Annotated in this window: 9 protein-coding genes; all 9 read left to right on the plus strand. The window is 28.1% G+C overall.

What is annotated here, in order from left to right; genetic code table 11:
• Positions 1-440: 440 nt before the first annotated feature.
• The 9 genes from BLV71_RS08875 (at position 441) to BLV71_RS08915 (ending at position 13,246) form a co-directional block, all read left to right on the plus strand.
• Complete coding sequence (locus BLV71_RS08875) at positions 441-971, plus strand: UpxY family transcription antiterminator (protein WP_093871995.1); 531 nt, start codon at positions 441-443, stop codon at positions 969-971.
• Between the two features lie 174 nt (positions 972-1,145).
• On the plus strand, positions 1,146-2,444 hold the full coding sequence (locus BLV71_RS08880; RefSeq protein ID WP_255405144.1) for a TolC family protein: 1,299 nt from the start codon (positions 1,146-1,148) through the stop codon (positions 2,442-2,444).
• An 82-nt stretch (positions 2,445-2,526) separates the two neighbouring features.
• Positions 2,527-3,777, plus strand: coding sequence for an efflux RND transporter periplasmic adaptor subunit (locus BLV71_RS08885; RefSeq protein WP_093870203.1), 1,251 nt, complete (start codon positions 2,527-2,529; stop codon positions 3,775-3,777).
• A 104-nt stretch (positions 3,778-3,881) separates the two neighbouring features.
• Positions 3,882-5,504: an MBL fold metallo-hydrolase gene (locus tag BLV71_RS08890; protein WP_093870204.1), complete on the plus strand. Its 1,623-nt coding sequence runs from the start codon at positions 3,882-3,884 to the stop codon at positions 5,502-5,504.
• A gap of 197 nt (positions 5,505-5,701) precedes the next feature.
• Positions 5,702-6,415: an ABC transporter ATP-binding protein gene (locus BLV71_RS08895; RefSeq protein WP_093870205.1), complete on the plus strand. Its 714-nt coding sequence runs from the start codon at positions 5,702-5,704 to the stop codon at positions 6,413-6,415.
• 176 nt (positions 6,416-6,591) lie between these two features.
• A complete protein-coding gene (gene sbnA / locus BLV71_RS08900) occupies positions 6,592-7,581 on the plus strand; it encodes a 2,3-diaminopropionate biosynthesis protein SbnA (RefSeq protein ID WP_093870206.1) in 990 nt (329 codons plus the stop codon).
• A gap of 27 nt (positions 7,582-7,608) precedes the next feature.
• Positions 7,609-8,574 (plus strand): 2,3-diaminopropionate biosynthesis protein SbnB, encoded by a 966-nt coding sequence (locus BLV71_RS08905; protein ID WP_093870207.1) that lies wholly within the window; start codon positions 7,609-7,611, stop codon positions 8,572-8,574.
• A 307-nt stretch (positions 8,575-8,881) separates the two neighbouring features.
• The gene (locus tag BLV71_RS08910) at positions 8,882-10,816 is read left to right on the plus strand and encodes a cyclic peptide export ABC transporter (RefSeq protein WP_093870208.1); all 1,935 of its coding nucleotides are present in this window, start codon (positions 8,882-8,884) and stop codon (positions 10,814-10,816) included.
• Between the two features lie 39 nt (positions 10,817-10,855).
• Positions 10,856-13,246 carry an ABC transporter permease gene (locus BLV71_RS08915; protein ID WP_093870209.1) on the plus strand — a complete coding sequence of 797 codons (2,391 nt, stop codon included), beginning with the start codon at positions 10,856-10,858 and terminating at the stop codon, positions 13,244-13,246.
• Positions 13,247-13,398 lie beyond the last annotated feature (152 nt).

Here is a 13,398-nt window from a genome sequence, read left to right on the forward strand (position 1 = left end):
ATTAAACAACCATGTGACATGGAATGGCGAAGCCATGTTTAGTCGATAAAAATAACTTAAGAAGGAAAATAATACAACATGTAGTAACTAATTAAGTCATTTTAAAAATTAGATTAGAACTACCTAAAAGTGTAGTAGTTAAGGTGTAACGATGTAACTACCTTTTGGTGTAGTTAAAAAATAAGAGTTGTGCTTTAAATTTGAATAAACAATAAGTAAAAGATAAGTTCATTGAATTGTTAATAGTTAAAGTATTCTTTTAATAGAGGTATTATAAAGAACTTGTTTAAAAATAATTTTAAACTTTCATTAACAACACAATGTTTATAGTTAATACAATTAAGTATTGATTAAATAAATTACTATAATTTTTTTTAAATGCAATAACCATGTGACATGGAATGGCGAAGCCATATCCAGTCGATAAAAAAACAGGAAAAATGAAAAATAATATAGGGTGGCATGTGCTTCATGTAAAGTTTAATAATGAGAAAAGAGCTCATAATGATTTAAAAAGATTAGGTATTGAATCATTTCTTCCAATGGGATTAACAATAAGACAATGGAGTGATCGAAAAAAGAAAATTTATACACCTCTATTTCCTAGTTATGTTTTTGTTAATATAAAATCTAAACTAGATTTTCATACAGCTCTTTCTGTAGATTCTGTAAGGTCATATATCCGTTTTGGAGACGAATATGGAAAGGTTTCTGAAAAGGAAATTAAGCAAATGAAAATTTTAACCGAGGATAAAGAAATTACAGAGGTAGAAACGAATGTTAAACTACCAAAAATAGGGGATAAACTTAAAATTGAAAAAGGAAAATTATCAGGAGTAGAATGTGAAGTTTATAGAGTAAATGAAAATCATAAAATTAATGTTTGGATAAATTCTTTACATCAAAACATATCTGCTACTGTGCCTTTGCATTACTTTCAAGGAAGTGGTACAAGTTTAATGCAACATTAAAATAAAAAACATACGAACTAGAAATTAACCATTAATTAATAAGAAGCATGAATTTAATAAAACCAAGCTCTATTGAGTGTGTACCGTATGTAGAATTAGAAACCAGCTATTTAAATAAAAACCATGAAAATCAATTTTCAAATATTTATAATAACATTTTTGATGATCTCAAAGATGAGCGTTGGGCAAGAGCGCTGGACGTTAAATAAATGTGTAGAGTATGCTATTGAACATAATTTACAGATTAAGAAAAATAAATATAAAAATGAATTTAACAGAGAAAAATATAAACAATCATATAGGAGTTTATTACCATCTGTAACTGCTACTTCTGATTATGCTACCCGTTTTGGACGTTCAGTTGATCCGAATGATAATAGTATTTCTGACACAAAATTTTTTATTAATAATTATTCTATAGAGGCGTCTATAGATTTATTTAAAGGATTTCAGAAGTTGAACGCTATAAAAGCTTCTAATCTCATTTATAAAACAACTGAAAAAGAAGCTTTACAAGAAAAGTACTTATTAGCCTTAAGAATAATGCAAGTATTTTATGATGTTCAATTTCTTAAAGGCGCTTTAGTCATTGCAGAAGAGCAAACAAAAGTGTCTCAGGCTAATTATGATTTGGTAAAAAGAAAAATAGAGTTAGGTGTTGGAGCTGGTGCAGATCTTTATGAAGCAGAATCAATATTGTTAACGGAGAAGTTAAATGTGACAACAACATTTAACCGATTAGCTGCTGCAAAATTAGTGTTGATTCAAGAAATGAACCTTGAAAATACTACTGAAATTCTTTTAGTAGAACAAATAACTAAAAATAATGAGTTAAAAAAAAATAAGGTACAATCAGATTCAATTTTTAAGAAAGCTAAAGGTTTTATACCAATAATTAAGGCTCATGAATTTAAGATTGAAGCAGCTAAAAAACAATTGGCAATAGAAAGAGGTAAGTTGTACCCTTCTTTGTCTTTATTTGGAAGATATGGAACAGGTTATGTTGAAACGATTAAGAATAGTTTAGGTGAAACGGTTTCCTTTGGTAAACAAATTAAAAATAATGCTTTTCAGGTTGTAGGGGTATCTCTTAATATTCCAATTAGTACTGGATGGGCAACTCGATCTAAAATAAAACAACAAAAAATTGCTTGTTTAGATGCAGAAAATGATTTGTTAATGCAAAAACAAATTTTATATAAAACTATTCAGGAATTAGTACTTGAATATAATGCACTTAAAGTTGAGTATAAGCAAACCATTAAAAATGAAGAAGTACAAAGTTTAGCTTTTACAATTGCTCAAAAACGATATGAGAAAGGAATGATTAGTAGTATAGAGCTTTTTACTGCTAAAAACCTTTTTGCAAATTCTCAAAATCAGAATTTACAGGTTAAGTTAAAATTGGAGATAAACAGAAGTACATTAAATTTTTATGAAGGATTACCAGTTTTTTCAATCTACTCTAAATAAGAATAATTAACACGAATACGCTTTAACTTATGGTTTTAGTGAACAATAAAAGAATTTATAAACAAACAATATTTTTTTAATTATGGATATACAAATTAAAAAGAAAAAGGGATTTAGAAAAAAACATTATGGCTACATGGCCCTTTGCGTATTAGTTCTCTTTGTAGGGTATCAATTTGTTTTTGTAACAAGCATTTCTACATATAGAATAGAAAAAGATAAGGTTTCTATATCAAAAACTACAGAAGGAAAGTTTGATGATTATATAACAATAAGTGGAAATGTAGCTCCGATAACAACAATATTTATGGATGCCTATGAAGGAGGAAGAGTAAGTGAAAAAATGATTGAAGAAGGAGCAACGGTGAAAAAAGGTGATATTATTTTGAAATTAGAAAATATGAATCTTTATGAAAAAATAATGGCTAGTGAAAGTAACTTAGCTTTAAAACAAAATGATTTAAGGTCTACCAAGCTAACATTTGATACTCGCCAAGTAGAAGGTAAAAGATCATTAGCAACTGCAAAAACTGACCTTCAAAGGCTAAAGAGAAATTTCACTCAAAATAAGTCTCTTTTTAAGGAAGAGTTAATTTCTAAAGAAAAATATTTACTTTCTAAAGAAGATTATGAATTGGCATTAGAGCAATTCAATATTATAAAGTTACAAAAAGAAAATGATGATAATTTAAGAACGACTTCATTATCAAGTTTAGATACTGATTTAAATAGAATGAGAAAAACATTAGCGATGGTGTATAAGCGTTTAGACTATTTAAATGTAAGAGCTCCAGCTGACGGGCAACTTGGTTTTTTAGATGCTGAAATCGGTCAAAATATATCTCAAGGCCAACGCATAGGTCAAATAAATGTATTAACAAACTTTAAAATAGAAGCTAATATAGATGAGCATTATATTGAAAGAGTGAAAAGAGAATTACAAGGTGAATTAGAACGTAATGGAGCCAATTATTTTTTACGCTTAAGAAAAGTTTATCCAGAAGTTAGGAATGGGAAATTTAAGGTAGATCTTGTTTTTAAGAATGATAAACCAGAAACTATTAGAACAGGACAAAGCTACAATTTAAAGTTAAGACTAGGAGAATCTTCAGATGCAGTTTTATTACCAAAGGGGAGCTTTTTTCAAAGTACAGGAGGACAATGGGTTTTTGTTGTTAATTCAGAAGGAACTGAAGCTGTAAAAAGAAGTATACGCATTGGAAAGCAAAATTCTAAATATTACGAAGTAATCGAGGGGTTAAATTCTAAAGAGAAAGTAATTACTAGTAGTTATGATAATTTTGGAAACGCAGAACGTATCATCTTAAAATAGAAACTTTCCATTTTATCATTATTTAATATCTAAAATCTTTTAAAGAGATAGTCAATTAAGTGTGAGTAATAATCACTCTTCTTTAATTATTTAAAATAATCATTATGAATAACGAACTATATTATTTAAAGCAAAACATACAAGTAGAACCATTAATCAATAACTGGTACGCATGGATTCAAATAATACCACCTGTACAAGGAGCTTTAAATGTTTTGCATAGACATTTACCTATGATGAATTCTTATGTAAGTGCACCAGAAATTCATGCTTCAGCTGTAAAAAATCCAGCTTTTAGAGGAGGACCTTTTATAGATTTAAATGGAGAGAAAGTAGAAGAGGTTACAGAGCTTATAACAAAAACAAATGGCGACTGTAAAGCTAGTATTGAATTTGCAAAAGCGATTAGAGATCTGTATAAGATGCTAGAAACTGAAGCTAAAGGTTATTCTATGGAGCCTTTATATGAAAAAGTTCCAGATATTCTTAAAGGTTATGTTGAGTTAGTTTACGATATGAACCATAATCCTTCTTTTAGGTTTTTTGAAGGATTATTATATAAAAGTGAGTTTTATGATACATCATCTCAATCAATAGCTATTTCATTTATAGAAAAAGATGCAGATAGACCTTTTATATTTTCTACGCCAAGATTGGAAAATAAAGATACATTAAGGCTTAATATACCATTTGCAAATAAAGGGTTAGATGAGTTATTCAAAATGAAAAAGGCACCTCAAACTTTGAAGTATATTAAAGAGTCTTTAAATGTTGAAATTGATAATACGGAGCTTTTTGAGTCGTTTTTTACTCAAGAAAAACCTAGGGAATATGAAGAGTATGTTGGAGATAATATGAGAATTAGATATTTTGGACATGCTTGTATACTTGTAGAAACAGGAGGCGTTTCTTTTTTGTTTGATCCAGTTTTAAGTTATACGTATGAGTCAGATATTTCTAGATATACCTATGAAGACTTGCCTGAAAAAATAGATTATGTTCTTATTACTCATAGCCATCATGACCATGTATTGGTTGAAACGATGTTACAAATAAGACATAAAGTAGATAATATAATTGTAGGTGCTAATGTAAAAGGAACTATACAAGACCCTTCTTTAAAAATTTTACTAGAAAATTTAGGGTTTGATAATGTAAAAGAACTTGAGGAATTTGAAGAACTTAAATTTCCTGGAGGAAAAATAACGGGAATACCATTTCTTGGTGAACATCATGATTTATTTATTCAGAGTAAACTTTGTTACTTGATAGATTATAATGACTCTTCAATACTTTCCGTTGCTGATTCATGTAATATAGAGCCGAGGCTGTATGAAAAAGTACAAGAATTATATGGAGAAGTAGATGTATTGTTTTTAGGAATGGAATGTGATGGAGCACCATCTTCATGGGTATATGGCCCATTATTTCCTGAAACTCCCGATAGGGATAAAGATTATTCTAGAAGAGGAAGAGGTTGTAACTATTCAGAAGGAATAGGATTAGTAAATATTTTTAAACCAAAAGAAGTATATGTTTATGCAATGGGAGAGGAACCTTGGATACGACATATTTTAGACGTAGCTTATACAGAGGAATCTAATCCTATAATTGAATCAAATAAACTTATTGATGATTGTAGAAATAGAGGGGTAATTGCTGAGCGATTATTTGCAGAGAAAGAGTTGTTAGTTTATTCAACAGAACCAGTACTTGATGAAAGGTGAAAACAAAAAAACTGATTGTCGTTGTAAATCTTGTAAAAAACTTACTTGCAAGATAGCAATAGAAAAAAGAACAATATCGTTAGGTGAAAAAACGCTGTATACGAATGATAATTTACCTTTTAAAAAATAAAAGATAATAAGTACTTAACTAATAATAAGCATAGAGTTATTTTAATTAATAAACAAAATCAATCAAAATGATTAAGATTCAAAATTTAAAGAAAAGTTTTAGAACAGAAGAAATAGAAACTTTGGCACTAAATAATATTAGTTTTGAAGTGAAAAAAGGCAAGTTTACTGCAATAATGGGACCTTCTGGATGTGGGAAATCAACATTGCTTAATATAGTTGGTTTGCTAGATGGAGTAAATAGTGGTAGCTATCAGTTTAATGGAGTTGAAGTTAGTGGATTTAATGAAAAGGAGTATGCTGAGTTAAGAAAAAGTAATATAGGGTTTGTTTTTCAGAAGTTTAACTTAATTGATGAACTTACAGTTGAAGAAAATGTTGAATTACCATTAATTTACCTTAAAATAGATAAACAAGAAAGAAAGACTAGGGTTCAAGAAATACTAAAAAGAATGCAAATTGATCATAGGTCAAAACACTTTCCTAAACAACTATCAGGAGGACAACAACAACGTGTTGCAATTTCTAGGGCAGTAGTTACTAATCCAAAATTAATTTTAGCAGATGAACCAACGGGAAATCTGGATTCTAAAAATGGAATAGAGGTAATGAATTTATTAGGTGAATTACATAAAGAAGGAGCTACCATAATTATGGTAACACACTCAGAAAGAGATTCAAAATATGCTGATACAGTAATTAATCTTTTAGATGGACAAATCGTATCAGAAGATATAGTAAAAGTCGAGAAACAACAAAAAGAAGCTGTTCTTCTAAGTTAACTAATAGTTGCTTTATTCACGATTAAAAATAATTAGTAGATCGTGTTTTTTTGGTACACACAATTAGTTTTTTCATTGTAAATAATATATCTAAAAATATTACCAAGCTATAGAATATAGGAGTTGGTAACATATCATCTGCTTTTATATAAAAAAGCTTTTAAATTACTCAAATCATGGTAAATAATATTTTAAATAAAATAGGAAATACTCCTATGGCATTTCTTCCGATTGCAAACCAACGAAACTTGAACGTTTTTGCAAAATTAGAATTCTACAATCCTACAGGTAGTGTAAAAGATAGAGCGGCATGTTATATTATAAATCGCTTATTAAGAGAAGGAACTATAAATAAAGACACAACATTAATAGAATCTTCTTCAGGTAATTTTGGAGTAGCTCTTTCTGCATATGCTAAGCATAATGGGTTAAAATTTATTTGTGTAATAGATAAAACTACGTTACCAGTTAATGAAATGCTAATTCGTCTTCAAGGAGCTGAGGTTATTCGTATAACTGAGCCTGATGCTCATGGGGGATATTTATTAAATAGAATTAAAAAAATAAAAGAAATACTAAATAAAACGGATAACATTTATTGGGTAAATCAATACGCCAATCCATTAAACGCTAGAGCTTATTATAATTCTTTAGGAAATGAAATATGTCTTGAAGCACCAAGACAAAAAATTGATTACTTATTTATGGGCATAAGTTCAGGAGGAACAATAACTGGTGTTTCACAAAAAGTAAAAGAGAATCACCCTAATGCTAAAGTTATAGCAGTAGATGTTGAAGGATCAATAATTTTTGGAGGAAAGTCCCGTAAAAGATTCATTCCTGGAATTGGTTCAAGTATGAAACCAGATATAATAGAATATGCGAAAATAGATGATGTTGTTTATGTAAATGAAGAAGAAACAATACATTCTTGTAGAGAATTATTAGAAAACCATAATTTATATGCAGGCGGATCTTCAGGATCTGTTTATGCAGGAATAAAAAAATATTTTGAAAATAATAAAGTAAGCTCAAGTGTTAACATAATGTGTGTGTTTGCAGATAGAGGAGAAAGATATATAAGTACCATTTATAATGATGAATGGTGTAAAATGGTTAAGGAATATAGTGAGAAAAATTTTTACTCAGAACCTATTGCTATTTAAAAAAATAATAAAAAAGAACTAAAGATAATGATATACTTAGGGGAAAAAAATATAAAGGATATAGATTTAAATTGGGAACAAAATATTAAAGCAATTGAAATGGCTACTCGATGTATAGAGTCAAATGATATTGCTCAACCAATAAAGCCATATTTAAGATATGGAGATATAAAAAATAGAATTATTGCAATGCCAGCATTTGTTGGAGGAAAAATAAATAGATCAGGAATAAAATGGATTGCTAGTTTTCCTGATAATCCACAAAAAGGAATTGCAAGAGCGCATAGTGTTATTGTTTTAAATGAAGCAGAAACAGGTAAACCTGTTAGTATAATAAATAGTGGTTCTATATCGGCAATTCGTACAGCTTCCGTTAGTGGTTTAATGATTAAGAAATTTATGGAACTAAAACGACATAAAAATGTCAAAGTAGGTTTAATAGGTTTTGGTCCAATTGGTCAATATCATTTAGAAATGTGTAATGAATTATTAGGAGAATCTCTTGAAGAGGTCCTTTTATATGATTTAAAAGATATTTCAAAAGATGATATAAATTCTTCAATAGAAGAAAAAATTAGCATAGTGAACAGTTGGGAAGAAGCATATGCGAATGCCGATATTTTTATTACTTGTACAGTATCAAAAGAACCATACATTGATAAAAAGCCTAAAGATTCATCTCTCCATTTAAATGTTTCTTTGAGAGATTATAAAACAGATGTATTTCCATGGTTTGAAAAGAGTATGGTAGTTGATGATTGGAATGAAGTGTGTAGAGAGAATACAGATATAGAAATGTTTCATAAAGTAAATCATCTAGAAGAGAATCAGGTGAGTTATATGCAAGATGTACTAAATGGATTCTTTGAAACTTTAGATGATAAACAACCAATCATGTTTAACCCAATGGGAATGGCTGTTTTTGACATGGCTATAGCAGGACATTATCTAAATTTGGCTAAAGAAACAGAAGAAGGAGTATTACTAGAGTAATGTAGCGTTAAGTGTGTTTTAGCTTTTTAATATCTTTATAAAGGGTTAATAATCATGTGACCACACTTAAAAATCAAACAATTTTAATGATTTTAAATTAAATGATTTGAATTTTTTAGAAATTCAAGTTAGGAGGACTATTGTCTTTTTTAGAGTTGTTTTAAGAACACTTGTATTATTAAAGAAGTATTAAAATCAGTGGTTTTTTCAATTTTAAAATAGTAAGAATTGAAAAAAATATCAAAAAAATATCAAAAAAAAAGTAAAATAAAAATTAAAAACAGAACACTTAAACTAATAGATAAAAATGGAAAGTATTATTAATGTATCGTACATAATTAATGGTATAATGGCCTTTATAGGTGTATTATATTTAGGAATAGTTGTTTACCAAAAGATGAAGAAAAAAAGAACTATTCTTTTTACCAAAGAAAATATATTGAATTATTTCTTAGGTTTTTTAGTGCTGGCACCAATATTGGCAGTTTTATATATCATACCTATAGTATTTTATGATCCTAATTTTTGGTTAGAAGGAACTTCTCAGTATATAGAAGCTAGAAAAGGAATATATAGCTTTGGCGTAGGGGTTTTATGTTTTTATGCAGTGTTAAGAGCGTCAATTTTTATGCCTCATGAAAATGAGTATTATAATATTACTCCAAAATTACTATTCTTAAGTTTATTTCCTGGTGTAGCTAGTGCAATTAACGTGATGATTATAAGTAAGTTTCTTACAAATGATTATGATGCGAAATACTTTTTGTTATTTTTCTTAATAAACACTTTTATTTATGTAATAACTACAAGAATTAGTAAAAGGGAAACTGTAAATCTAGGAATCTTAACAGCACATAAGTTTAATCTTTTAATAATAGATAAAATTTTTAAAACACCATATAGAAAGCAAGAGGAAGTAAAGGAAGGAAAGATGTATACCATACTAAATGATGATATAAGAACAATTTTCTCTTTTTCACAAGATATAATTTTAACATATACAAACTTGATAACTTTAATTGTAGTTCAAGTCTATTTATTTACTATTGATTGGGCTAGTTCATTAGCACTTTTAGGAATCATAGTTTTTGTAATGGGGTTTCTTGCTATACTAGTACCACGTCTTAATAAAACAGGAAATATAGCAAGAGAAAAAAGAGAAGAGTATTCGGAGTTTATATCCGGGCTAATAAAAGGATTTAAAGAACTAGTTTTACATAAAGTTAAGATAGGTAAATATAAAAAAGACATGGAGGAATCTAGTAAAGTGTCTTATAGTGCAAGTCAAGATTATGCTAATGTTGGAATTGATGCAAATGTATTTTCAGAGTTATCTTTTACAATAGCTATGGGAGCATCATGTTTGGTTTTTCCTTTAATTTTTAATCTAGATAAACAAATAATAACTGCTTATGTTTTGGTTGTTTTATTTTTAATGGGACCAGTTACAATAATCTTAAACGGATTACCTCAAGTAGTTCGTCTTAAAGTGTCATTAGATAGAATTAAAGCATTTATAAAAGATGCAGAGATAGAAGATGAAACTTCAAATGAGTTAATAGATAGAAATGTAATTCCTTTTGTTACAAGTATAGAAGTTAAAGATGTTTCTTTTACTTATGATAATGAAGATGAGAGTATGAATTATGGAATTGGACCAATAAATTTTAAAGCTAATAAAGGTGAGTTAGTTTTTATAATTGGAGGTAACGGTAGTGGAAAAACAACGTTTTTAAAATTGTTAACAGGTCTTTATAAACCTAATTCAGGGAACATTCTTATAAATGATATGGAAACAAGTAGAAAAATGTTAGGTGAGTGTTTTTCAGTTATTTATAGTGATTCTTATTTGTTTAAAAAATTATATGACCTTAAAGAAGATAGACTTAATCAAGTAAATGAATGGTTAGATGTATTACAGTTATCTGATAAGGTTACTATTGAGAACGGTGTATTTAGTACAATAGCCTTATCAAAAGGCCAGCGTAAACGTTTAAGCATTTTAAAATCTTATTTAGAAGATAGGCCAGTTTACTTTTTTGATGAAGTAGCTGCTGATTTAGACCCTGAATTTAGAGACTTCTTTTATAACGACTTGTTAGTTAAATTAAGAGAAGAGGGGAAAATATTGATTATCATTTCCCATGATGATAAATATTTTAGTTTGGCAGATAGTATTTATAAAATGGATATGGGGCAATTGTCTCATCAAACTATAGATACATTAGTATTATTCGAGTAGTATTAATAAATATAAAATTTCATCTTAAATTTTAAAATTATGCTAAAACTTAATTTTTTATTAGTGCTTAGGCAAATAAAGAAAGACAAAAAATCGTTTCTAATTAATATTTTAGGAGCTTCAGTTGGTCTTACTACTATTGTATTAATGTCGTTGTATATTTTTTATGAGAAAAATTATGATAGCTTTAATGAAAATAACGATAAGTTATATAGGGTAGAAAGGGTTGTGAATGATAATATGCAAAATCAAATATTTGATTCAACACCTTATGAATTATCTAAAGAAATTAGAGCTTCTTTTCCAGAGATTGAACATTCAGCAAGTGCAAAATATACAAGTAATTTTCTAGCAATAGGAGATAAACTATACCCTAGAGAAAAAGGAATATTGGCAGAAAATAGTTTTTTAAAAATGTTTAGTTTTCAGTTTATCTCTGGAGATCGTTTTAAAGCTTTAAAGAATCCTATGAGTATTGTGGTTTCTGAATCTTTAGGAAAAAAACTATTTCCTAATGGAGATATTTTAGGGAAAACCATCAAAATTAATAAAAAACATATTTTAAATATAACAGGAGTTTTTAAAGATTACCCGAAAAATTCTCATTTTAATATGGAATACATTATTTCTTTTAATTCATTAAAAGAACTTTATGAATCAGAAATGGAAAAAGGTTGGGGTGAAAGTTATGTTTCTACTTATGTTTTATTAAATAAAAATGCAGAGGTTAATAGCTTATCTAATAAATTAAAAAATCTTTTAACGAAACATAATGATTTTAAAGACGGTATTACTCAAACTCTTAGTCTTAGACTTGTAGAAGATATTTATTTGAAGGCCTCGTATGTTAGAAATGACTCTATGGGAGGTAGAAGAAATACTATGATTTTTATCTATTTATTTATGTTAGTTGTGTTCTTTACAGCTTTCATAACAATAGTCAATTATATAAATATGACTACAACAAAGTTGATTAATAGAGAGTTGGAAATAGGAATGAAAAAAGTTTTAGGAATTTCTAAAAGACAACTACAATTTCAATTTATACTTGAATCGTTAGTTAAGGTTATTAGTGTTATAATAATTTCAAGTGTATTGGTGGTTGTTTTACTTCCTGTTTTTAATTCTGTAGTTTCTAGGGAGCTTTCATTTGTGTTTACAGGAAGTTGGTTATTTGTTTTAAAAATTATATTTTTTAGTGTTTTTATTGGTATAGTAGCAGGTTTATATCCAGTGTTTTACCTGTCATCATTAAAGATTACATCTTTTCTACAAGGAAATACTTCGATTAAGCGTAGGAGAGGTTTGCGAAAAGGATTAGTGTTTTTTCAACTGTTCGTTACAATTCCATTAATTGTTCTTTCATATTACATCGTTTCACAAATTAATTATTTAAAAGAAAAAGATCTTGGTTTTAATAAGAAAAATGTATTGTCAACTTGGGTTAAAGTATCAGATGATCAGGATTTAAGTAGTGTTAAGGTTGTGAAGAATAAATTACTTAAAAATCCAAATGTTTTGAGTTTTTCTATTTCAGAATGCGCTCCATTTTTAGGTTTTGGAGATAAGAAAAAAGTAAATTGGGAAGGTAACAAAACTGATAATAAAGCTAGTTTAAGTACTTATGGAGTTGATTATGATTTTATTGATGTATTTAAGATGGAAATGAAGGAGGGTAGATGGTTCTCTAAAGATTATTCAACCGATAAGCAAAGTTCATGTGTGATTAATGAAACAGCAGCTTCGCTTTTAGGGTGGGAAAATCCAATTGGAAAAACACTTGATAATGGAAAAATTAAAGTTATAGGAGTGGTTAAAGACTTTGATCAAGTTTCGTTAACACTTAAAATTCCTCCAATGATGTTAACTATGAATTCAGATGATAAGAAGTATTTTGTAATTGGTGTTAAAGTTAATGAGAATAATAAATCTGAGACGAGAAGTTTTATTAATAAAACATTTAATTCACACTTCCCAGAAAAACCAATAGAATTTGGCTTTTTAGAAGACGGAATGGACGCAGCTTATATGTCTTTATTAGAAAATGTAATGAGAATGTTTATGCTTGTTTCTATCATTTCCATTTTATTAGTTATTGTAGGCCTTTATACATTAATATCGTTTTCATTAAGAATGCAAAAGAAAATGATAGCAATGCATAAAATCTTAGGAGCAACTAAAAGAGAGTTGTTTAGACTTATTTTAAAAGAGTATGTGATAATTTATGTTTTAGCAGCTACGTTAGGGTTGATACTAACATATTTCTTAATACTTCAATTCTCTCAAATAGGACCTTATAATGTTAGTATTAATCCTATAGCCTTTATGATTGTCGTCTTAATTACTTTTTTCATTGTTTTATTTACAGTAAGTGGAAAAATATGGTCAGCTTCTTCTGAAAACCCAATTAAGGCTATTACACTTGAATAAAAACATAAAATAGGCTTAATTATTAAGCTTTTAAAAGTAACGAACTGTTGATATACAAAACATCAATGATATATGTATTATTGAGGTTTCTTGTCTTGTTTTAATGTTGTGTCAATCTTCGGTATACTTTTCATTAATTATTACTTACAAAT

Source organism: Tenacibaculum sp. MAR_2010_89 (assembly GCF_900105985.1).
GTDB classification, from domain to species: Bacteria; Bacteroidota; Bacteroidia; order Flavobacteriales; family Flavobacteriaceae; genus Polaribacter; species Polaribacter halocynthiae.